This is a genomic window from Pseudomonas allii (assembly GCF_055380095.1).
The window spans coordinates 2,706,731-2,727,837 of the sequence record NZ_AP039450.1 but is presented as its reverse complement, the minus strand read 5'-3'; the positions used below and the strand labels follow the sequence as shown (position 1 = coordinate 2,727,837).

Annotated in this window: 20 protein-coding genes; 7 read left to right on the top strand and 13 right to left on the bottom strand. The window is 59.6% G+C overall.

The genetic code is table 11. The features are described from left to right. Window positions 1-17 precede the first annotated feature (17 nt). The 10 genes from ACZ445_RS12245 to ACZ445_RS12200 form a co-directional block, all read right to left on the bottom strand. Window positions 18-953: a glycosyltransferase family 2 protein gene (locus tag ACZ445_RS12245; protein WP_058425528.1), complete on the bottom strand. Its 936-nt coding sequence runs from the start codon at window positions 951-953 to the stop codon at window positions 18-20. Continuing rightward, entirely contained in the window at window positions 950-1,519 is a 570-nt protein-coding gene (locus tag ACZ445_RS12240; RefSeq protein ID WP_058425529.1) for an LbetaH domain-containing protein, read from the bottom strand. The genes ACZ445_RS12245 and ACZ445_RS12240 overlap by 4 nt, the downstream gene beginning before the upstream one ends. Continuing rightward, window positions 1,516-2,661, bottom strand: coding sequence for a glycosyltransferase (locus tag ACZ445_RS12235; RefSeq protein ID WP_058425530.1), 1,146 nt, complete (start codon window positions 2,659-2,661; stop codon window positions 1,516-1,518). The genes ACZ445_RS12240 and ACZ445_RS12235 overlap by 4 nt, the downstream gene beginning before the upstream one ends. A gap of 31 nt (window positions 2,662-2,692) precedes the next feature. Further along, on the bottom strand, window positions 2,693-4,015 hold the full coding sequence (locus ACZ445_RS12230; protein ID WP_058425531.1) for an O-antigen ligase family protein: 1,323 nt from the start codon (window positions 4,013-4,015) through the stop codon (window positions 2,693-2,695). Beyond that, window positions 3,993-5,225 carry a glycosyltransferase family 4 protein gene (locus ACZ445_RS12225; RefSeq protein ID WP_058425532.1) on the bottom strand — a complete coding sequence of 411 codons (1,233 nt, stop codon included), beginning with the start codon at window positions 5,223-5,225 and terminating at the stop codon, window positions 3,993-3,995. The genes ACZ445_RS12230 and ACZ445_RS12225 overlap by 23 nt, the downstream gene beginning before the upstream one ends. Before the next feature lies 1 nt (window position 5,226). Then, window positions 5,227-5,820, bottom strand: a complete 594-nt coding sequence (locus ACZ445_RS12220) for an acyltransferase (protein ID WP_352152404.1) — start codon at window positions 5,818-5,820, stop codon at window positions 5,227-5,229. Next, window positions 5,810-7,111 carry a lipopolysaccharide biosynthesis protein gene (locus ACZ445_RS12215; protein ID WP_464708374.1) on the bottom strand — a complete coding sequence of 434 codons (1,302 nt, stop codon included), beginning with the start codon at window positions 7,109-7,111 and terminating at the stop codon, window positions 5,810-5,812. The genes ACZ445_RS12220 and ACZ445_RS12215 overlap by 11 nt, the downstream gene beginning before the upstream one ends. A gap of 8 nt (window positions 7,112-7,119) precedes the next feature. Continuing rightward, the gene (locus ACZ445_RS12210) at window positions 7,120-8,457 is read right to left on the bottom strand and encodes a UDP-glucose dehydrogenase family protein (RefSeq protein WP_464708373.1); all 1,338 of its coding nucleotides are present in this window, start codon (window positions 8,455-8,457) and stop codon (window positions 7,120-7,122) included. 73 nt (window positions 8,458-8,530) lie between these two features. Then, window positions 8,531-10,753 carry a polysaccharide biosynthesis tyrosine autokinase gene (locus ACZ445_RS12205; protein ID WP_179028395.1) on the bottom strand — a complete coding sequence of 741 codons (2,223 nt, stop codon included), beginning with the start codon at window positions 10,751-10,753 and terminating at the stop codon, window positions 8,531-8,533. 170 nt (window positions 10,754-10,923) lie between these two features. Then, entirely contained in the window at window positions 10,924-11,373 is a 450-nt protein-coding gene (locus tag ACZ445_RS12200; protein WP_058425536.1) for a low molecular weight protein-tyrosine-phosphatase, read from the bottom strand. 220 nt (window positions 11,374-11,593) lie between these two features. On the opposite strand from ACZ445_RS12200, the gene ACZ445_RS12195 reads away from it, so the two are divergent. Both ACZ445_RS12195 and ACZ445_RS12190 read left to right on the top strand, forming a co-directional pair. Then, on the top strand, window positions 11,594-11,902 hold the full coding sequence (locus tag ACZ445_RS12195) for a phosphomannomutase (RefSeq protein WP_235594959.1): 309 nt from the start codon (window positions 11,594-11,596) through the stop codon (window positions 11,900-11,902). Beyond that, the gene (locus ACZ445_RS12190; protein WP_058425538.1) at window positions 11,899-12,231 is read left to right on the top strand and encodes a hypothetical protein; all 333 of its coding nucleotides are present in this window, start codon (window positions 11,899-11,901) and stop codon (window positions 12,229-12,231) included. Before ACZ445_RS12195 ends, ACZ445_RS12190 begins: the two co-directional genes overlap by 4 nt. Here ACZ445_RS12190 and ACZ445_RS12185 read toward each other — a convergent pair. Continuing rightward, on the bottom strand, window positions 12,183-12,839 hold the full coding sequence (locus ACZ445_RS12185) for a hypothetical protein (RefSeq protein ID WP_235594960.1): 657 nt from the start codon (window positions 12,837-12,839) through the stop codon (window positions 12,183-12,185). The two genes, ACZ445_RS12190 and ACZ445_RS12185, sit on opposite strands and share 49 nt — an antisense overlap. A 255-nt stretch (window positions 12,840-13,094) precedes the next feature. Here ACZ445_RS12185 and ACZ445_RS12180 point away from each other — a divergent pair, with 255 nt between their 5' ends. Next, complete coding sequence (locus ACZ445_RS12180) at window positions 13,095-14,177, top strand: LLM class flavin-dependent oxidoreductase (RefSeq protein ID WP_179028394.1); 1,083 nt, start codon at window positions 13,095-13,097, stop codon at window positions 14,175-14,177. 111 nt (window positions 14,178-14,288) lie between these two features. On the opposite strand, the gene ACZ445_RS12175 is transcribed toward ACZ445_RS12180, so the two are convergent. After that, the gene (locus ACZ445_RS12175) at window positions 14,289-15,086 is read right to left on the bottom strand and encodes a class II aldolase/adducin family protein (protein ID WP_179030486.1); all 798 of its coding nucleotides are present in this window, start codon (window positions 15,084-15,086) and stop codon (window positions 14,289-14,291) included. Window positions 15,087-15,513: 427 nt separating this feature from the next. On the opposite strand from ACZ445_RS12175, the gene ACZ445_RS12170 reads away from it, so the two are divergent. Beyond that, a complete protein-coding gene (locus ACZ445_RS12170) occupies window positions 15,514-16,446 on the top strand; it encodes an IS110 family transposase (RefSeq protein WP_464705228.1) in 933 nt (310 codons plus the stop codon). 128 nt (window positions 16,447-16,574) lie between these two features. Here ACZ445_RS12170 and ACZ445_RS12165 read toward each other — a convergent pair whose 3' ends face one another. Next, the gene (locus tag ACZ445_RS12165; protein WP_058425542.1) at window positions 16,575-17,480 is read right to left on the bottom strand and encodes a LysR family transcriptional regulator; all 906 of its coding nucleotides are present in this window, start codon (window positions 17,478-17,480) and stop codon (window positions 16,575-16,577) included. A gap of 217 nt (window positions 17,481-17,697) precedes the next feature. Here ACZ445_RS12165 and ACZ445_RS12160 point away from each other — a divergent pair, with 217 nt between their 5' ends. The 3 genes from ACZ445_RS12160 to ACZ445_RS12150 all read left to right on the top strand — a co-directional run bounded on the left by ACZ445_RS12160 (window position 17,698) and on the right by ACZ445_RS12150 (window position 21,100). Beyond that, on the top strand, window positions 17,698-18,309 hold the full coding sequence (locus ACZ445_RS12160; RefSeq protein ID WP_058425543.1) for a cysteine dioxygenase family protein: 612 nt from the start codon (window positions 17,698-17,700) through the stop codon (window positions 18,307-18,309). Further along, the gene (locus ACZ445_RS12155) at window positions 18,306-19,889 is read left to right on the top strand and encodes a rhodanese-related sulfurtransferase (RefSeq protein ID WP_464708371.1); all 1,584 of its coding nucleotides are present in this window, start codon (window positions 18,306-18,308) and stop codon (window positions 19,887-19,889) included. The genes ACZ445_RS12160 and ACZ445_RS12155 overlap by 4 nt, the downstream gene beginning before the upstream one ends. A 161-nt stretch (window positions 19,890-20,050) precedes the next feature. Beyond that, window positions 20,051-21,100: a hypothetical protein gene (locus ACZ445_RS12150; RefSeq protein ID WP_464708370.1), complete on the top strand. Its 1,050-nt coding sequence runs from the start codon at window positions 20,051-20,053 to the stop codon at window positions 21,098-21,100. Window positions 21,101-21,107 lie beyond the last annotated feature (7 nt).

Genomic DNA, 21,107 nt, shown 5'->3' with positions numbered 1-21,107 from the left:
TTGTTAAAAACGGTCAGTTACTTCTGTTTGGGCAGGTTCAAGTTATGGCCGGTCAACTTCGAGAGTTCCCGGACAATGGCTTCCTTATCGTTTAAATGGGCAATTGCGGTTTCCAGCTCCAGCACCTTGGCGCCCACCAGGAAGCGGTACCAATAGCCCTGGAGCAGGTGATAGACCAGGCCGCTGCGGCCATCGAGAAACCCCAGCTGGATGATGTAGCGCCACAAGAAATAGGCGGTGGAACTCAGGGTGAACGGCACGCGGTTATAAAGGCGGTTCTTGATCAGGCGCTTGGCCTTGGCCTGGAACGAACTCTGCCCCGTGTGCAGTTCATCGCGGATCGCAAACAACCCCAGCCGCGTGTTGAGCACTTCAATCGCTTCGCGGGTGGCGTACTGGTTGTGCTTGTGGGTGAAGAAGGTCAAGTCATGCAAGTTATGGTCGGCGAACCCACCTTCCAGGGTGATGGTGCGACCCTCGGCCACCGAGATGTGCTCGTCCATCCAGCGGTCTTCCATGCGCCCGAACCCGGTGCGCCACAGCCGCAGCATCCGCAACGGGTAACGCCCGCCATGCCGCACCCAGCGCCCCATGAAAATGTGCTTGCGCTTGAAGTTGATGCCGGTGATATCGCTGGCCAACGTCGGCAAGCGTGCGTTGATCTCGGCAGCGAGGTCGGCCTCGATGATCTCGTCGGCATCCAGGCGCAGCGTCCAGTTGCCGGTGATCGGCAGGTTGTCCAGCGCCCACTGGAACTGCTTGGCCTGGTTGACGAACGGGTGCTGCACCACCCACGCACCGTGGGCACGGGCGATGTCGCAGGTGCCGTCGGTGGAGAATGAGTCCACCACCAGCACTTCGTCGCTGAAAGCCCGCACCGAGTCGATGGCCCGGGCGATGTGCAGGCTTTCGTTGTAGGTGAGGATGATCACGGTGATGGTTTCGCGCTTCATGGCGTGGGCTCCTGCACATGCTGGGTACGCAGGCCGATCTGGCGGGACGGATGCCCGGCATGCACGGTCCACGGCTGCGCGATGTTCTTGATCACCAGGGTACGAGCACCCACCACCACGCCGTCAGCCACACTGACGCCTGGGGTGATGAACGCCTCGGCACACACCCACACGTGCTCCCCCAGCACAATGGGTTTTGCATACAGCTGGAAGTTCTTGCTGTTGTAGTCGTGGGAGCCGCCGCACAAATGCGCGCCCTGGGAAACCACGCTGTAGCGCCCGATGCGGATCAACGCCATGCTGTACAACGTGGTGCCATCGGCAATGCCGACATGGTCACCCAGCTCCAGGTTCCAGGGCGCCCAGACCTTGGCCCGTGGATACACGTGCACCCCTTTGCCCAACCGCGCACCGAACAACCGCAGCAGAAAGGCCCTCCACGCATGGAACGGGCGCGGGCTGGTGCGAAACAGCACCACGTACACCATGTTCCAGAGCTGGCGGCGCAGCCGATGGCCCAATGAGAACGAGGCCGAACGGTGCGGGTCATTGCCTTGAAGAATCACGGGAAGCACTCCCGCACAATCTCCAGCAGGCGCTGCGCACCGCGACGGATATGAAAGCGTTCGGCAAAGCACGCCCTGGCCCGCTCGGACATTTGCGCGTAAGCGGGCGCATCCAGCTGCAACCAGCGTTGCAAATTGTGCAGGGCGCCGTCGGCGGTGTCGTCACTGACAAAGCCCACGCGATCCTTGTCGATTTCACGCCAGATATTGACCTTGTTGCTGATCAGCACGGGCTTGCCGCACGCCAGCGCTTCCGCCACCACCACGCCGAAGTTTTCCTGGTGCGAAGGCAGGCAAAACACTTCGGCGGCGTAGAACGCGCCCCACTTTGCAGCCCCCTGCAACATGCCGGGCCAGCTGATGCGATGGGCGATGCGCGACTTTTCGGCCTGATCCTGCAATGCTTGTACCCAACCGCCTTGATCGGGGCCGGCCATGACCAGGTGCAGCCGCTCGTCTTGCCCGGCGACCTGGGCAAATGCCTGCAGCAGGTGGTCACAGCCCTTTTTCTTATGGATGCGACTCAGGAACAGCACCACCCGCTTGCCCTTGAGTTCCGGGTGATCGGTGATGAAGTCCTGTGCCAGGCGCGCCCCATCGGCCGGTGGGCTGGCAGTGCCATACGCCGTGATCGTTTCATGGGCGCGATACAGCCAGAACGACTCTCGCGCACGGATTTGCTCTTCTTCACTGGTAAACACCACGCGCCGCGCATCCCTCAGCACCCGGTATTCGCCCCAGGGCCAGTACAACCACTTCTTCAGATGCTTGAGCGGGTATTCGTGCTTGAACCAGGGATCCAGCATGCCGTGGGTATACACGATGTAAGGTCGTCCCAACTTATTCAGCACCTGGCGGGCGACAAACCCGTGGTACTGCCACAAGCCGTTGATGATGAAAAAATCATAGTGCCGGGCGTGCTGCTCCAGCCATTGGCGGATGTTGCCGTTCAAGCCGTAGCCGAATCGGCTTGGCCCCATGAAATGCACGGTGCCGGGATAGTCCACCGCGAACTCGGCATCCAGCGTCAGGACATCCACGCGATGCCCCTCCTGGGCGAGCACCGTGTCGATTTCCCGGGCCGCGTTGATCGGGCCGCCTTTTTCCGGTCTGACCGAAGAGATGATTCTTAGTAACTTCACGTGCTGTCGTCCGCTGATGCGTTGAGTAGGTTCAGGTTTTCTTGCAGGCCGCGAGAATCAGGCAGGCATACAGCACGCCAAACGCCAGGAATGTGCCCTGCATGGTCATGACCCCGTTGAACAGGATCGGCGCCAGGAAACCGCACAGCAGCAACGGCACCCCGGTGCCTTGCCTGACCAGCGCCGTGTAGGACTTGAGCAGTAACCAGAGCAGCACGAAGACCCTGAACAGGATGAACATCAGCCCGGCGGGCAGGCCCATTTCCAGCACGATGCGTGACCATTCATCTTCGGCCAGTAAAAAACCTGCGCCCTGCTCCCGCCCTGCGCGCAGGATCGTCGAGGCGGCGTTGGTGCCCGAACCTATCCCGTGGCCCCACAACGGCGCGTCATCGACCACACGCGTGAACGCATACAGGCTGGAGAACGCGCGAGTGACCGGCGAGCCTTCACTGGCCACGGCGCTGCGGTTGCGCTCCACCAGCACCTGGTAGCTGTCGGTGGACATGAAGATCAGCAGGCTGACAAACAACGCGGCCGCCAGGAAAAACAACGACAACAGGTTGCGTTGCGATTTCTTGATCAAGGCGACCATCAACGCCGCCAGCAGCACAATCGCAGCGTACGCATAGATCGCCCTGGACCCCGTGAGAAAACACATCACCGCCACCGCAGCCGCCGACACGCCAAACAGCCCGTAGCGCCGGGCGAACACGGCACGGAACAAGGCCTTGTCAAACACCGCCGCGACCAGGAATGCAAAGCAGGCCGACACGTACACCACATGCCCGGCCGTGAACGTGAAGGTGCCGTAGGGCCGCACGACACCGTCGGCAATCATGAAAATGAAGTCATCATCACCAATGCCTTTGTTCACATACGCCTGGGGTCCGGACGAATACTGCAGCACCACCAGCACGCTGATCGGGATCGCCGCGAACAGCGTGATACGGGCGAACCGATAGACATCCGTCAACCTGAGCGTCTTGCCAGCGACAAATATCAACGGGAAATACAGCAGGTAGTTGCGCACGCCGTAGCCGTAGATGACGAAGCCTTCAGGGCTGCTCAACAGAAACGCGGCCACCAGCAGGAAGAACACCATGACCAGCACGACAAAGTAGGCCGACACCAGGTTTTTCGAGAAAAAACCGAACCGGTAGGCGCACCAGTAGATGTAAAGGACGATCGGGTCCTTGATGAAATAGATGACCGAACTAAGGCTCGGCATCACCCACTTGCGCAAGACCCCTTCGAACAGGATGAACAGGTAGATAAGCACGAAGGCGCTGACCACCCGCGTGCGGTAGCGCTCATGCAGGCTGACCCTGTCAGGAATGGCCAAGGATTGCATCCATCACCTCCCTGGCGTAGCTGTCCCAGGTGGTTCCACCGGCAGACAACACAGCGTTGTGCTGCAACGCCCCGAGCTTGTCCTTGTCTTCGGCCAGCTCAACCAGACGGCTGGCGATCGCTTCGGCAGAACGGATCGGCACCACATAACCGTTGAAACCCTCGACGACCAGGTCGGCCGCACCGCAGTTCTGCGACACGATCACCGCTGTGCCCGTGGACAAGGCTTCACCTACCACCAGGCCAAACGCCTCGGCGACCGACGGCAGCACCAGTACATCGGCCTCCAGCAAGTGGCGGATAACGTCATCGTGGGACGCGGAACTGAACCACTGGTACTTTTTCAGCTCGGCATTGAGCACGGGGTTGCGACCGTTGGCGTAGTCGCCACCGATCACCGTGACGTCCAGGGCAACGCTGCTTGCCGCAAGATTCAACGCTTCGAAAAAGTACGAAATGCCCTTTTGCTGGGTCAGCGCGCCGACATAAATCACTTTCAGTCGTGCACCTGGCCGGGCGCTTGCTTCATGACGCACCATCGGCGCCGGCGCGCCATAGGGCGTGATCGCAACCTTGCCTGGCGCAACGCCGTGCTCACCCAGGGTGCGCTTGGCAAAGGTACTCGCCACTATGATCCGGTCTGCCAAGGCCAGCTCGGCCGTCTGTTTGCGCATGGTGTCATCGCTGATATCGGGAATGCTGGCACGCCAGGCAGGGTTGGCCTCGCGCTCATGCTCAAGCATCCTGCAGGCGTAGGCGATGGAGCCGAAGGCCGCCTCATAATTGAGGGTGATGTCGCCGATGTCGCGGGCGGCGCTGAACAAGCCCAGGCACTTGCCGTCATAGCCGTACACCTGGCTGGGTTTGCGCGGGGTGTTGTAGAGGAAAGCGGCGCTGGCCTGGTCAATGTGGTTGTAGACGTTTTCCGGGCAGAAGATGCCGGTGTTGCGGCGTGTCAGGCGATACCACTTCAGTTTGTCGCAGATCACACGCGGCACGTCATAACGCGGGTAACTATGCAGCAACGCGCCATCGACCTGATCGAACGTACGCCGCAGGCACTCCTTGCCCACCACCGGCAGACGGCAGAGGAACGACCCCTTATGCAGTGCCAGCGAGGTATGGAACGAGTGCAGCAACTGCCGTTGATTCAACGCGCGCAGCAACGCGCGGACATTCTGATTACCAACGGGATGAGCGACCAGAATCATCTTATTTACCCATCCAGGCTTCGACGACGGCACTTGAGCGGACCGGGCTGTAGGTAAACGCATGCGCCCCACGCGACCTGATGACCCGTGCCGGATTACCCGCTACCACGCTGTACGGCGCCACATTGCGCCCGACCACACTGCCGGCACCGACGACGGCACCTTCACCGATCGTCACGCCCGGCAGGATGATCGCGTCGGTGGCGACCCAGGCGTAGTCGCCGATCACCACCGGGGCGACTTTCAGGCGCCAGGCAGGATCATCCAGGCCATGGGTACCCGTGAGAATACGCACGCCTTCATTGATCGCCACATGGGCACCCACACGGACGGCGGCGTGCAATTGGATAAAGGTGCGCTTGCCGATAAAGCTGCCGGTGCCCACGCTGAAACACGCGACGGAGCCTTCGAATTCCACGGCATTGATCATCACCAGCGGAGCCAGGCTGGCCCCCTGTCGGCGCAACGTGCGCTGGCGGCGATCGGCCTTGAGCAAGCGGCCCAGCAACAGCACGCGCTTGGCCAGGTACTTGAGCCCCTCAGGCGTCAGCAGGCTGACTTTCAATCGATGGCGGATCAGGTGATTAATCAGCACGGGCCATCCTCAGTTCAAGACGATGGAAACCGCGCCTGGCAAAGCAGAACAGGACGACTTCGGTGGCCACCAACACATAGCAGACACCGAGCAGGCCATAGTCCGGTGCCAGGTAGAACACCGCCAGACTGCTGGCGACCGATACCAGCATGAACACCACGGCAAACGACGAATAGGATGCGGTGGCCATCAGCGCCACCCAATACACCTGCCAGGCCACGTGGGTCAGCGCACCGATGATCAGCACCAGCATGATGCGGGAGGAATAATCGTCTTTGCGGCCCGACCACACATCAAAGATCGTCCCGCCGAATATCACCACCAGCGCGCCCAGCACACAGGCGATGGGCAGCGAGAACCGCAAGGCATAGCGGATCATTTTGCGGACCAGTTGGTTGTCACCGATGGAGAACGCATAGGAAATCTCCGGCCACAGGGATTGGTTCACCACGGTCGAGAACTGCACCAACACCCTGGAAATCGTGCGGTACAAACCGAATATCGCCGCGTGCGCCGGAGACAGCAGCACCGACAACAGAATGATCAGCCCCTGCACGTTCAACGCCAGGCCAATCGGAAAGGCCAGCGAAGCCAGTGACGGTTTGATCAACGTCACAAATGCCCGCCTGCCGATCGCAGAAACGTTGAAACACAAGGCGATCCCCAACCGGTTGGCGATCAGGTTCTTGCTGACGATGCCCGTCGCGCGCACGGCCAACAGCACCAGGCTGGTGGCGACCAGGCTGTGGCTCAGGTAAGCGCACAGCAACGCAGCCGACCATTCCAGCATGCGGATGACGTTCATGATGAATGCCGACAACGGCAAGGCCTTATTGGCCCGGTAGCGGATCGAAATCATGTTGGTAAACAGGCAAAGCAGCGAGTAGCCGGTCAACGCCGAGAGAATCAGCACCCCGTCGCCGCTCTTGATCGACTGGAGGTTGAGCACGCTGAACAGGTCAAACAACGCCAGGGCGCCCAGGGTCAGCAACAGCACACTGAGTCCCGCCAGGGATAGAAACGCAAAGCTGGTGCTGTACACCGCACTCGCGACCTGCAACCGTCCGCGCTCGTGCCAGATCACGACCTTGCTCGATGCCGCCGTGGTCACACCCAGGTCAGACAGCGCCAGGTAGGTCGGAATCGCAGACAGCACCACCCATTCGCTGTAGGCGCCAAAGCCCCAACTGGCAATCAGCACCGGCACACTCACCACCTGGATCAGCAGGTTTACCACCTGGCCAAACGAATTGGCGCCAATGCCGCTGACGATTCTTTTAAGCACACTCATGGGAAGACCTATACCGGGTTGAGAGGTCGCCCAACGGATACGTAGTGAATGCCTTTCTTCTGCACACTGACGGGGTCGAACAGGTTGCGTCCGTCAAAGATCAGCGGTTGCTTGAGCTGCTGTTTGATCACCGTGAAGTCCGGTGCCTTGAAGACCTGCCACTCCGTGACGATCAGCAAGGCATCGGCGCCTTTCAGGCAGGCTTCCTTGGTACCGCACAGGCGCAGGTCTTCGCGGTCGCCATAGAGACGCTGGGTTTCTTCCATCGATTCCGGATCAAAGGCCTGCACGTTTGCCCCGGCACGCCACAAGGCCTCCATCAACACGCGGCTAGGGGCTTCGCGCATGTCATCGGTATTGGGTTTGAAACTGAGCCCCCAGAGCGCGAAAGTCTTGCCCGCCAGTTGCGCGTTGAAGTGCGTGGACAGTTTGTTGAACAGGCTGTTTTTCTGTTCGGCATTGCGTCGCTCCACGGCCTTGAGCAGCGTGGCATCGAAGTCGAGGGTCTCGGCGGTCTGGATCAAGGCCTGGACATCCTTGGGGAAACACGACCCGCCATACCCCACGCCTGCGTACAGAAAGTGATAGCCGATACGCGGGTCGGACCCGATGCCCTGACGCACCATCTCGATGTCGGCCCCCAGTCTCTCGGCCAGGTTGGCCATCTCGTTCATGAAGCTGATCTTGGTGGCGAGCAGGCAATTGGCAGCGTATTTGGTCAACTCGGCGCTGCGCACATCCATCACGATGATTTTTTCGTGGTTGCGGTTGAACGGCGCGTAGAGCTCGCGCATCACCGCCTCCGCATGCCGGCTGGCGGTGCCGATGACAATGCGGTCCGGCCGGATGCAGTCAGTCACCGCACAGCCTTCCTTGAGAAACTCCGGGTTGGACACCACGTCGAAGGCCAGGTCGGTGCGCTCACGCAGCGCGAGCATGGCAGCCACCCGTGCACTGACCTTGTCGGCGGTGCCCACGGGAACAGTGGATTTGTCGATGATGGTCAGCGGGGCCAGCATGTGCTGCCCAATGGTCTCGGCCACCGCCAGCACGTACTTCAAGTCGGCCGAGCCGTCTTCATCAGGCGGTGTCCCCACCGCGATAAACTGCACTTCGCCATGCTTGACTGCAGCCACGGCGTCGGTGGTGAAATTCAAGCGGCCGGCCCCATGGTTTTCCCTGACAAGCGCCTCCAGGCCCGGCTCGTAGATCGGGATATGCCCCTGTTTGAGACGCTCAACCCGCTGCGCATCAATATCGACACACAGCACATCGTGGCCGACTTCGGCAAGGACGGCGCCCTGGACCAGCCCTACATAACCAATGCCAAAAACTGTGACTTTCATAGCGTTTCTCGTTGAACCTGCGGCCAGTGGTAGACGTGCTGCGCGTTGGACTTCAAATGCCTGGCGTCCAGGATCAAACGCTGTCTGACGTGTACTCGTAGTGGTAATAGCTGTAGGCGCCGTATCCGTATTTGGCGGATGAGCGCTTCTCGATACCGTTGAAAATCGCGCCTTTGAGTTCAATGCCATTCTGTTGATAGCGACGCATCGTCAGCTCCACCTCGCGCACAGAGTTCAATTCGAAACGGGCCACGATCAGATTGGTGCCGGACTGGCGCCCGACGATGGTTGCATCGGTGACCGCCAGGAATGGCGGTGTATCCAGAATCACCAGGTCGTACAGCGCGCTGACCTGTTCCAGGAATTCGCTGAAGTTGGCGTGCATCAGCAGTTCCGATGGGTTCGGCGGGATCCGTCCACGGCTGAGGACGTGAAGGTTCTCGACCTCCGTGGTATGGATCGCTGTGCTGAGCTCGCAGCGTTTGGCGAGCAGGTCGGACAGACCGTTTTCTGCCGCAACGCCAAAGACTTTGTGCAAGTAACCCTTGCGCATGTCCACGTCCACCAACAACACACGCTGCCCCGAATGCGCGACCACAGCGGCCAGGTTCGCCGAGACGAATGTCTTGCCCACCTGCGGGCTCGGCCCGGAGATCATCAAGCGGTTGTTGCCCGCTTCCAACATGGCGAAATGCAGACTCGTGCGCAGGCTGCGCAGCCCTTCAATGGCCAGGTCCGTTGGGTTGCTGAGGGCCAGCAACTGTGTGGAGCCCACCTTGTTGCTGCGAAAGAGCTTCTGGTCCATGTCCTTCTGGATGGCACTGAACGGGATGGCCGCATACACCGGCAAGCCGAGTTTTTCCAACTCGTTGGGGTTGGACACGCCCCGATTGAGCGCCTTGCGAAACAGCACCAGCGCGACTGCAACAAAGGCACCAAGCAGCGTGGCGATCACTACAATCAACGCTTTCTGCGGCCTGACCGGGTTCCTCAGGTCGACATCGGCGGTATCGATCAGGCGCACGTTACCGACCGTGCCGGCGCGCATCACATCCAACTCCTGATACTTGTTGAGCAGTTGCGTGTAGATCTCGGTGCTGACTTTCAGGTCGCGGGTCAGGCTCAGCAACTCTTGCTGGGTGGTCGGCAGGCTTTCGACCTTCTTGGCTAGCTCGCTCTGGCGGGCCGTGAGTTCTGCCAGTTGCGTCAGGAGCGCGCGGTACACCGGGTGCTGGGGGGTGAACTTTCGCTCGATCTCTGCCTGCTGCATCTTGAGCTCGGAAATGCTCGCATCCAACGCCACGATCTGGTCAAGAATGGCCTTGGCCTCAAGGCTGATGTCGATGGTTTTGTTGCGGATCTGAAACTGGTTCAGCGCCGTCTCAGCCTGCTCGACATCCTTGCGCACCTGGGGCAATTGGTCTTTGAGGAACGCCAGGCTCTGGGCCGCCTCGGCGGAGGTGCGCTCAATGTTCTGGCGCACATAGATACGGGCGACCTCATTGAGTACCTGAATGGCCGCCTCGGGCCGCGTGCTTTCCAGCGCCAGGCCAATGATCCCCGACTCCTTGCCGCGCTCCGCCACATCCAGCAGCTTCTGATAGCGCAGAATGCTGGTGAGGCGTGGCCAACGCACAACGCTGAATTGCGCGCCAGGGTTGGCATCCAGCGTTTCGACCTGCAGTTGGAGGCCACTGCGTTCATAGAAGCGACCCACCTGCCCCGTCAGCAAAACGTTTTCGTCCTGGTCCGACAGGGTAAAGGTGCTGCCACTACCGGCAGTCAAGGTCAGTTCCTGGCCCAGCAAGTCGGCCGGAAGGCGCAACCGCGAAAACTTCAGGGCCTCGCCACCCCAACCGTAACTGTCGAGGCCGAGCCAGGGGGTCGCCACCTCATGGGCTTGCGCTGGCTTGAAGCGACGCGCCATGAAATCACCGATCAAGGGGAAGCGCTTGGGCTTCACTTCGAGGTCCAGGTTCAGGTTGTCGACGGCAGTGCCAACGGTGATCCGTGAGCGGATCAACTCGACCTCCGTGACCGTGGGCGACTCCTTGCCGAGCAGACTGCCGACATCGGAAAAGCCGAGCATGTCGCCTTTTTTCGGTTCGACCTGAATCAGTGCGGTGGCTTGATAGACCGGAGGCGTCAACACGGCATAGGCCACACCCAGCGCCATAAAGACGATACTGATGCCACCGATCAACCACTTGTGATCGAGCAACGTGCCCAACAACATCATGAAATCCAGATCAGTTTCTTCGCCGTTATGCGACGCTGTTGCGGGTGTTGATTGCATAAGTCAGTTCTTTTTTCCAACCAATAGTCAAGGAATGGCACAGGGTGCAAGACGCCCGGCTCCATGCACGTTAAACGGCTTCACTCAATACCCATACGCTTGCTCGTAGCCGACAACACACGCTTTCACACGATTAAAGCAAAACTTATCAAGTGTGTTACATGACAACTTCAACCCACTTGACCGACCAACTTTTTCGCCCACGCCTGAACCGCTTGTTCTATCAACGCATAGGCATGAACAAAGGCTGGTTTGCCTTGACGATAAGGGTCCATGATCTCGCGGTTGTATTGCCATTTACCCAGCAGGAAAACTTTGCCCCGTGCTTCCGGGGCGAGGCTGAGTACCCCGTCGATATGCCGTTGCTCCATCACGAGTACAAGATCCGCGTCACTCACCGCAGCGCTTGTCAGTTGACGTGCCCTGTGTGAAACCGGTGCATGCCCATGCTCTTCCAGCACCCGCAAAGCCGTGGGCTCCAGCGGGCTGTCACGCAATGCGACCAACCCCGCAGAACTCACTTCTATCGCGGAGTGCGCCAGCGCATTGCGCAGTAATTGTTCTGCCGTGGGGCTGCGACAAATATTGCCGACACACACAATCAAAATCCTATTAAACAAGGCAACCTCCCACGCGCCGACTGTATTAACCCGGTAGTAAAAGGGATGACCTTACTTCAAGCAGCGAGGCGATTATGGTCACAACCTCGGCACTTCGACCACCTGCCGAGGCAGACTAAAAATAACAACACTCGGCATAACCGACTAAAAATAACATTCCAGTACTTTTGCTCTCCCACAGAATAAAGTGCCGCCTGAGCGCAACAACGAAGAGACGGCCATGAACATGTCAAAGTTATTGGTAGAGCGTATTGGCCTATTTCCTTCTTCGGGAAATATTCATGTCGAAGTGAATAACTCGACCCGCGTTGTCGAGCGCATGCAGGTGTTATACCGCGACAATTCCCTGGACAGCGATGAATCCTGTTCCGGACTGTCGATGGTGTTCGCCGATTGGCGCTTCAAGTTGCAGGTGAGTGATGCGCTGTCGGTGTGCCTGTGCGTGGAAAGTCGCGGTGACAGCCAGTTCATGCGGGTCAAGACCGCCGAGTTGCTGGCGAACATCTACGGCACCGAGGAGCGGCCATGAGCCTGTTGGATGATGTGATACGCAGCTATGCGCTGAGAAAACTCACCGGGATGTTCGAAGGTTTCGCCGAGCCGCCAGTGGGTACCCAATACCGGCGCAATACCCAGGCCATCGGCCGTTGGCTGGAGCAGCTGCACGGCAGCTCACCGCAGCAGATCACCCATACGCTGCTCAAGCAGATGAGCGAGGCGCGGCGGCGCGGCGATATGCGGCGTTTCAATGCGCAGACGGTGTTGCTGGAACTGATGGTGGACAGCCACCGGGCGCTGGACCTGGTGACTTACTCGGCCTTTGTGTGTGCCGCATCCAGCCGCCAGGAAGGCTCTTGATGGGCCTGGTCGGCACCTGACAAGGTGATGGCAACCCGGTTGAGCAGCAACTCAGCGTTGAACTTGGGCACCAGTGTGCAGGCCAGCAACACCACCAGCCCACCGCCGATGAAGGAGGGGGACACCCTGACGTCGGTGGTCTCAATGCGCCAGAGAAAGACAATCGCCGCGACAGCGCCCACGGTGACACCGGCCAGTGCTTCATTGAGTGGATGTATGTACGGCGCGACACAGTAAGCAGCAAACCAGGCACTGGCGAGCAACCCCGCACCTGCCGCCGGCCAGCGCACTGCCGGATTGAACTGGCGGGCCACCAGGCTCAGCGCCACGGTAAGCATCAGGCAGGTATTCATGGCATGGCCGCTGATAACGGCAATATCCAAGTGCTGAAATGACAGGCCCCAGCCCTTGAACAGCAACTTGCTGAGCGCGACCACTGAATAAGCGACACCGAGCGTTATGATCCAGGCCCTCAGTGCCCGAGGGTTGGAATACCGCAACCACACGGCGATGATGATCGCGGCCGGAATCATGACGGTAATGCCGCCATATTGCGCAAGTTCTGCCCGCATAGTTCCCCAATCCGGCAAGCCCATTTCGACGCCCATCAGACCTCAGAGCCGGGGGAAATACAACGTTATCTAAAGTCAGCCTTGGCACATGAAAAGCCAGAGGGTGATTCGCCCAAACACTCTGAAGATGCAATTTACTGATACATAACCAATTTAATAATTCCACATTTTAATAATTAGGTTAGAAACAATCGGCATTTTACAGACCTTGTTCCTGCCCCTACTTTGGACGCGAATAACCGACCCCCTGCCCGGTGGAGGTGGTAATCACACCCAAGACAAGGACAGACCATGAGCATCGAATTCATCGGCTACATCGGCGGCCATCACGCTTCCGAGATCCATCCGCGCAGCGGCCCTACCCTGCAACCCGACTATGTCGAGCGCGTGGCCCGCGTCCACGAAGAGGCCGGTTTCGACCGTGCCCTGGTGGCCTTCCACTCCAACAGCCCGGACAGCACGCTGATCGCCTCCCACGCCGCCAGCGTGACCACCAAACTGCAATTTCTCATCGCCCATCGCCCCGGTTTCGCCCAGCCCACCTTGGCCGCGCGCCAATTCACCACCCTTGATGTGTTCAACGGTGGGCGTACTGCGGTGCACATCATCACCGGCGGCGACGACCGCGAACTGCGCGCCGATGGCAGCCATATCGGCAAGGACGAACGCTACGCCCGCACCGACGAATACCTGAGCGTGGTACGCCAGGAATGGACCAGCGAACAGCCCTTCGACTTCAAGGGCACCTACTATCAGGTCGAAGGTGCGCACTCCACGGTGAAGTCGCCACAGCAGCCGCATATCCCGCTGTATTTCGGCGGCTCGTCCAAAGCGGCGATTGAAGTGGCGGGCAAGCATGCCGACGTGTATGCGCTGTGGGGCGAAACCTACGAGCAGGTGCGCGAGATCGTCACCCAGGTACGCGCCGAAGCAGCCAGGCATGGGCGTACGATCCGTTTCAGCTTGTCGTTGCGGCCGATCCTCGCCGAGACCGAAGAGCTGGCGTGGGCACGGGCCGAGCGCATCCTGCAGCAGGCGACCGAGCTGGCCGAGAAAAACGGCTTTGTGCGGCGTGAACCGCCCAACGAAGGCTCGCGCCGCCTGCTCGCCGCGGCGGCGCAAGGCTCACGCCTGGATAAGCGCTTGTGGACCGGGATCGCCGGGTTACTCGGTGCACAGGGCAATTCCACCTCGCTGGTGGGCACCGCTGAACAGGTCGCGGAGGCCTTGGTGGATTATTACGACCTGGGGATTACCACGTTCCTGATTCGTGGGTTTGATCCGCTGAATGATGCGATTGACTACGGCAAGCGCCTGATCCCCCTCACCCGCCAATTGATCGCAGAACGCGAACAGGCACAACAAGTAGCCTGAGTACAACGCAAAACCCAATGTGGGGGAGGCTTACCCCGATAGCGGTGGATCAGTCATATATGTGGTGACTGACACCCTGCTATCGGGGGCAAGCCCCCTCCCACATTAAGCTCAGTTTTTGTAGTCGGTATCGCTGCGCTCCAATTGCCGGATCAGCGCATTCCAATGCCGCGCCACGCCTGGGCCTTCGCCGCTGGCGTGCGCCTTGGCCTGTTGCTCGACTTTCTCCACCACTTCCTGCGGCGGGAAGATCAACTCCGCATTCCCCGCTGCCTGGGCGGCGATCTGGATATTGCAGGCCCGCTCGAGTTGCTGCAGTTGCTGAAACGCATGCTCCACGCTGACGCCCGCGGTCAACAACCCATGATTGCGCAGGATCATCACACTTTTGTCGCCCAGGTCGGCGACTAAGCGCTCGCGCTCGTCAAGGTCGAGGGCAATCCCTTCATAACCGTGATAGGCCACGCGCCCGGAAAAACCGATGGAGTGTTGGGAGATCGGCAGCAAGCCGTCTTTCTGCGCCGACACCGCGATGCCGTCGCGGGTATGGGTATGCAACACCGCTTGCAGGTCGTGACGCGCGCCGTGGATGGCGCTGTGGATCACATAGCCGGCGTAGTTGATGCCCAGGCCCGTCGGGTCATCCACGATAGTGCCGTCGAGGTCGACCTTGACCAGGTTGGACGCGCTGATTTCATCGAACAGCAAGCCGAAGGCGTTGATCAGGAAATGCTCCTCCGGCCCCGGCACACGGGCGGAGAAGTGGGTATAGATATGGTCGGTCCATTTGTACAAGGCCGCCAGGCGATAGGCGGCGGCCAGCTTGACGCGCACTTCCCATTCTTCTGGCGTGACGCGTTGGCGGACAGTGTTGCTGGAAACGCTGGAAATCGAGGTGACGCTGCTCATGGCAAAACTTCCTGGATGGCCTTAAAGACTTCCAGGCAAGCCTAGGGGATGCAAAAAAATAATAAAAAGCACATTTTATTCTAAGCTAATTATTATTTTTTTTCATAACCATTCAAGCAACAACACAGAGCAAATGTGGGAGCGGGCTTGCTCGCGAAAGCGGTGGATCAGTTAGAACAGCTTTGACTGACACACTGCATTCGCGAGCAAGCCCGCTTGTGTCTTGAGCCAGGATTAAACTGAGGTTGAGAGCGGTGAGTGGCAAGCTGAATGCCCGAAGTGCATAAAGCACGTGTGGGAGCCCATGCTGCCACTCACCTCTCCACTCTGGTCATTGAGCCCGAACAGTTGAACGAGCCCACCTCGAACAGTTACAAGCGTGGGCCAAGCCAGAGCGCTCTCACCTTGAGTGTAAGAGGGTTTGGCCATGTTTTCCTATCCAGCAGGTATTGATGTTTCCAGCGACAGCCTAGAAATCCTGGTTGATCAACTAGATGTGGCGATGAGTTGTCCCAATTGCGAAAGTGATTTTCCCAGACTGATTGGATGGCTCGCTCTGCATCGTGTAGGCCGTGTGTTGCTTGAGGCTACTGGCGGTTACGAGCGCAAAGTCATGAAAGCGCTTCAAGCTGCCGGCCTTGAAGTCATACGGATTAACCCTTGCCGAGCCAAAAGTTTCGCCAAAGCGATGGGACAACAAGCCAAGACCGACCCGATAGACGCACGCCTTCTTGCGCAGTTTGCAGCGGTCATCAAATCACCCGATAGTCGCGTTACAAGCGCCGAGCAGGATGATCTGCGCGCGCTGGTTCAACAGCGGGAGCACTTTGTTCAGCAGAGAGATGACGATAAACGGCGGCTTAAAACGGCTTCCTCTGAAGTGATCAAACCTGCATTACAGAGTCATATCGACTATTTGCAAGGGGTGTTGAAGCAGTTGGAAAACCTGATTCGCCAAAGCGCTGAACGTCTGGATAGTAAAAAGGTATCTCTTCTGTGCTCGGTCAAAGGCATAGGACTCGTTACGGCGGCCAGTTTGATGTCCTATCTTCCCGAACTCGGCGAGATAGGTAGGCATCAGATTGCTGCGTTAAGCGGTACCGCGCCCTACAACGACGATAGCGGCAAGCACAAAGGTAAGCGCCACATCAGCGGCGGCAGGTTCGCTGCCAGGCGCTCACTGTACATGGCCTGTTGGTCAGTGATCCGGTTTCAGCCTGAGTTTGCCGTGCGATATAAAGCGCTGCGCGAGAAAGGCAAGTGCCCCAAAGTGGCACTCATCGCTTGTATGCGTGTTTTGTTAGTACGCCTAAACGCGATGATCCGTGATGGAACTGAATGGAGAGAGCAGCCCGCCTAAACCCGCGTGGTAGCTATTTCAAAAATTACACGGCGTACAGCTGTGGGAGCATTACCGTCTCTGCAAATATGGCTTGATGAAAGCCATCAAGACAGTTGCTCCCACATATAAAGCTGCTTTCACTAAGGTTAAGCGGCGTCTCTGATCTTGTGCAATGAAGCCGCAACCAGCTTGCCAAACGCATCCACCGGCCCCTGCAGGTTGCCGAGGAAGTGCGGGTAGATCAGCCACAGGTCCATCACCGGCTTGAAGTCCTTGAGCGGCATCACCGCCAGCTGCTCGCGGTGCGCGCTGCGTTCCAGCAGCGGGCGCGGCACCAGCCCCAGGCCCAGGCCGTCCGCCACCAGGCCCAATTGCAGCTCGGTGCCGAAGGTTTCCAGGTTGACCCGCAGCGCCAGGCCCTGATCGGACAAGGTTCGCTGCAAGCCCGCACGGAAGCCGCAGCCATCCGGGTTGAGGATCCAGCCGTTCTGGTACACATCCGCCAGCTTGCACGGTTTCTTCGGCAACTGCGCCTTGGCGCACACCACCACCAGTTCCACCTTGCCGATGGACTCGCCGACGATGTTGTCCGGGAAGATCTTGCCCGCCGGGAACAGCGCCGCCGCCGCATCCAGCTCACCGCGTTCGATTTTGCCCACCAGTTGGCTGCCCCACCCCGTAGCGACCTGGGCGCGCAGGTCAGGGTATTCGGTGCGCAGGTGCTTGAGCGCATCCAGCAACACCACATCGCCGATGGTCTGCGGCACCCCCAGGCGCAACAGGCCAGTGGGTGGTGCATCGGTGGCCACCAGTTCGCGCAAGGCGTCCATCTCGCGCAGGATCAAGCGGCACTGCTCGTAGACGCGGGTGCCGATCAGCGTGGGCTTGAGGGGTTTGGTGTTGCGGTCGAACAACTCCACCCCCAACGCCTGCTCGAAGTTCTGCACGCGACGGGTAATGGCCGGCTGGGTCAGTTGCAACGACTCGGCGGCGTGGCTGATGGACTGGCAACGAATCACTTCGACAAAGGCATCGATATCGTCAATTTTCATTTGGGCCGCACATAGAGAACCGTCATTAAGATGTGTGCGAAGCATAGTTGCAGGAAAGCTGCCTGAATAGCCCGCGCTGTGATCGATAACGTCTAACGCTATTCAGACCAGTTCTAAATTACCTTCAGCTATAAGCTAATCATTAAAAAATAGCATATTAACTATTAACATTATGCTTAGATAAACCCATCACCACCGACCGCACGATGGAACTGTCATGACCCAGGCCCGACACCCCGAGAGACTCAGAGCCTTCATAGGCGCCCTGGCGGAATTGATCGACGGCAACCCACGCGAAGGCGACCTGCTACACCGTGGCGGCAAGCTGCTGGCGCAACTGGTCAGCCATGACGACTGGCTTCCCGACGAATTCGCCCAACCCGATCACGAACGCTACCAGCAGTTCCTGCTGCATGCCGACTCACGCCAGCGTTTCAGCATCGTCAGCTTTGTGTGGGGGCCGGGGCAAAGCACACCCATCCATGACCACCGGGTGTGGGGCCTGATTGGCATGCTGCGCGGCTCAGAGTTTTCCCAAGGGTTTGAACGCGCCCCTGACGGCCGCCTGGTGGCCGAAGGCAAGCCGATCCAGCTGGTGCCGGGCCAGGTTGAAGCGGTGTCGCCCAGGGTCGGTGACATCCATCAGGTGAGCAACGCCCACAGCGACCAGGTGTCCATCAGCATCCATGTGTACGGCGCCAATATCGGTGCGGTGCGCCGCGCGGTGTACCAGCCCGATGGCAGCGAGAAACTGTTTATCTCCGGTTATTCCAACGCCTTCCTCCCGAATATCTGGGATTTGTCCAAAGAAAAGAGCCCTGCCCTATGACCACCCTCTCCACCCGCAGCTTTGCGCGGATTCGCCAGGCCCTGTTGGACCATGCAGAAGTCGCGCTGATCGACGTGCGCGAAGAAGCGCCGTTCGCCGAATCCCATCCGCTGTTTGCCGCGAACATCCCGCTGTCCAAGCTTGAGCTGGAGGTGTATGCGCGCATTCCTCGGCGCGATACCCAGGTCACCGTCTACGACAACGGTGAAGGCCTGGCTTCCCGAGCCGCCGAACGCCTGGTTGCCTTGGGCTACACCCAGGTCAGCCTGCTTGAAGGCGGCCTGGACGGTTGGCGCAAGGCCGGTGGCGAGCTGTTTATCGACGTCAACGTACCGAGCAAGGCGTTCGGCGAACTGGTGGAGAGTGAGCGGCACACACCGTCCCTGGCCGCTGAAGAGCTGCAGGCACTGCTCGACAGCCAGGCCGATGTGGTGGTGCTCGATGCCCGGCGTTTCGACGAATACCAGACCATGAGCATTCCCACCGGCATCAGCGTGCCGGGAGCCGAACTGGTGTTGCGCGCCCGCGAACTGGCGCCGGACCCGGCCACCCGCATCATCGTCAACTGCGCCGGACGTACCCGCAGCATTATCGGCACCCAATCGCTGATCAATGCTGGCGTGGCCAACCCGGTGTCGGCCCTGCGCAACGGCACCATCGGCTGGACCCTGGCCGGGCAGAAACTTGCCCATGGCCAATCGCGGCGTTTTGCGCCGACCTCCGAGGAGCACCGCCAGGTCGCTGCCGTGGATGCGCGGCGTGTCGCCGACAAGGCCCGCGTTGGCCGTGCCACCCTGAGCGACCTGCGCACCTGGCAGCAGGACACTACACGCACCACTTACCTGTTCGATGTACGCACCCCGGAAGAATTCGAAGCCGGTCACCTGCCGGGCGCGCGCTCCACGCCGGGCGGGCAACTGGTGCAGGAAACCGACCACTTCGCCAGCGTGCGCGGTGCCCGGCTGGTGCTGGCGGATGACGATGGCGTGCGCGCAAACATGTCCGCGTCCTGGCTGGCCCAGTTGGGCTGGGAAGTGCACGTGCTGGATGACCTGCAAGCGGCGCACTTCAGCGAGCACGGCGCCTGGGTCGCGCCGGTGCCGACGCCGCCCCAGGCCGAGCTGATCAGCGCCCATACCCTCGCCGACTGGCTGGACCATGGCGACACGGTGGTGCTGGATTTCACTGCCAGCGCCAACTACGTGAAGCGCCATATTCCCGGAGCCTGGTGGGTACTGCGTGCGCAACTCGCCGAGGCCCTGGCCAAGGTGTCCGCCACCCAGCGTTACGTGCTGACCTGCGGCAGCAGCCAACTGGCGCGCCTGGCGGTGGCTGAAGTCGAAACCCTCACCGGCAAGCAGGTGTTCCTGCTGCAGGACGGCACTGCCGGCTGGATCAACGCGCAACTGCCATTGGAAGAAGGTGAAACCCACCTGGCCTCGCCACGTATCGATCGCTACCGCCGCCCGTACGAGGGCACCGACAACCCCAGGGAAGCCATGCAGGCCTATCTGGACTGGGAATTCGGCCTGGTCGCCCAGTTGGCGCGCGACGGTACCCACGGTTTCTATGTGATCTGACCCGCCCACCGCGCAGCCTCGAGCGTGCAAGGTCACCCCGGCGACCAATGAGCACGCGATCCCTTGTGGCCGGGGCTGCCCCCCTCTCACACCTTTCCAAGTCCATCGGGAGATACTAGTGTAGGAAGCGAAACAGGATGATTGGCATGGAGCATTGATCAATGAACAGGTCAGAACAGGCAAAGCCCGCCGCCGCACACCTGCACTGCGCGGACACCCCAGCGCTCTTCAGCATCCAGAACAATGATCTCGGTATCAAACTACCTCTGCACCTGAAACAGATGGGTGCTTCCGAACATTGCGGTCACCGCTCGGGTTGGCGCCATGTCATGGATCATCTTCGCCAATGCCAACGACCTGCCGGCATGCTGCTGGATGACTTTGTCGAGCGCACCTTCCAACACCCAGGCTCCACGCAGGAGTGGCACGAACCCTGGATCGGAATTTTTCATCACCCACGCCACGTGCCCCACTGGTACGACCCCAGCGCCGTGCCATCGGTGATCTTTCAAAAAGCCACCTTTCGCAACAGCCTTAAGCACCTGGCCGGCGCTGTGACGTTGAGTACCACCCTCGGCGATTGGCTGGCAAAGGAGCTGGTCGTTCCAGTGAAGGTACTCAAGCACCCCACTGAAATTCCCGACCAACAGTTTTCCATCGACCAATGGGAACAGCAGGCGACCAAGACCATCGTGCAAGTGGGCTGGTATTGCCGCAACAGCCGGGCGATTTATCAGCTGCGCGTACCGGATGACTACAAAAAGGTGCATCTACTGCAAGATCGCCCCTGGGTACACAACGCCCTGCAACGAATCGACAACCTGTCACCGACCCGACACCGCCCGCTGATCGGTGATGTCCAGGTGATCGAGCCGCTCGACAATCCGTCCTACGATAGCTTGCTCGCCCACAACCTGGTGTTCTGTGAATACCTGGATGTTTCCGCCAGCAACACCGTCATTGAAGCCATCGCGCGCAATACTCCTATCGTGGTCAACCGACATCCCGCTCTCGAAGAATACCTCGGCATCGACTATCCGCTCTTCTACGAGCACCTCGATGAAGTGGCCGCCCTTCTCACACAACCGGGATTGATTCGCAGCGCCTACCATTACCTCGGTGCGCTGGATAAAAGCTGGTTATCTGCCGAGACCTTCACCCGGCAGCTGATGACTTTCGTTAACCAGATCGGCACTGGAACGACAAAATGAGGGCCGC

What these genes read in the sequence shown, in the direction of transcription:
- ACZ445_RS12195 (WP_235594959.1), top strand. Translation starts at nt 11,594, where the DNA reads ATGAACATGTCAAAGTTATTGGTAGAGCGTATTGGCCTATTTCCTTCT.
- ACZ445_RS12180 (WP_179028394.1), top strand. Translation starts at nt 13,095, where the DNA reads ATGAGCATCGAATTCATCGGCTACATCGGCGGCCATCACGCTTCCGAG.
- ACZ445_RS12165 (WP_058425542.1), bottom strand. Translation starts at nt 17,480, where the DNA reads ATGAAAATTGACGATATCGATGCCTTTGTCGAAGTGATTCGTTGCCAG.
- ACZ445_RS12175 (WP_179030486.1), bottom strand. Translation starts at nt 15,086, where the DNA reads ATGAGCAGCGTCACCTCGATTTCCAGCGTTTCCAGCAACACTGTCCGC.
- ACZ445_RS12245 (WP_058425528.1), bottom strand. Translation starts at nt 953, where the DNA reads ATGAAGCGCGAAACCATCACCGTGATCATCCTCACCTACAACGAAAGC.
- ACZ445_RS12170 (WP_464705228.1), top strand. Translation starts at nt 15,514, where the DNA reads ATGTTTTCCTATCCAGCAGGTATTGATGTTTCCAGCGACAGCCTAGAA.
- ACZ445_RS12160 (WP_058425543.1), top strand. Translation starts at nt 17,698, where the DNA reads ATGACCCAGGCCCGACACCCCGAGAGACTCAGAGCCTTCATAGGCGCC.
- ACZ445_RS12230 (WP_058425531.1), bottom strand. Translation starts at nt 4,015, where the DNA reads ATGCAATCCTTGGCCATTCCTGACAGGGTCAGCCTGCATGAGCGCTAC.
- ACZ445_RS12225 (WP_058425532.1), bottom strand. Translation starts at nt 5,225, where the DNA reads ATGATTCTGGTCGCTCATCCCGTTGGTAATCAGAATGTCCGCGCGTTG.
- ACZ445_RS12210 (WP_464708373.1), bottom strand. Translation starts at nt 8,457, where the DNA reads ATGAAAGTCACAGTTTTTGGCATTGGTTATGTAGGGCTGGTCCAGGGC.
- ACZ445_RS12215 (WP_464708374.1), bottom strand. Translation starts at nt 7,111, where the DNA reads ATGAGTGTGCTTAAAAGAATCGTCAGCGGCATTGGCGCCAATTCGTTT.
- ACZ445_RS12185 (WP_235594960.1), bottom strand. Translation starts at nt 12,839, where the DNA reads ATGGGCGTCGAAATGGGCTTGCCGGATTGGGGAACTATGCGGGCAGAA.
- ACZ445_RS12190 (WP_058425538.1), top strand. Translation starts at nt 11,899, where the DNA reads ATGAGCCTGTTGGATGATGTGATACGCAGCTATGCGCTGAGAAAACTC.
- ACZ445_RS12205 (WP_179028395.1), bottom strand. Translation starts at nt 10,753, where the DNA reads ATGCAATCAACACCCGCAACAGCGTCGCATAACGGCGAAGAAACTGAT.
- ACZ445_RS12155 (WP_464708371.1), top strand. Translation starts at nt 18,306, where the DNA reads ATGACCACCCTCTCCACCCGCAGCTTTGCGCGGATTCGCCAGGCCCTG.
- ACZ445_RS12150 (WP_464708370.1), top strand. Translation starts at nt 20,051, where the DNA reads ATGAACAGGTCAGAACAGGCAAAGCCCGCCGCCGCACACCTGCACTGC.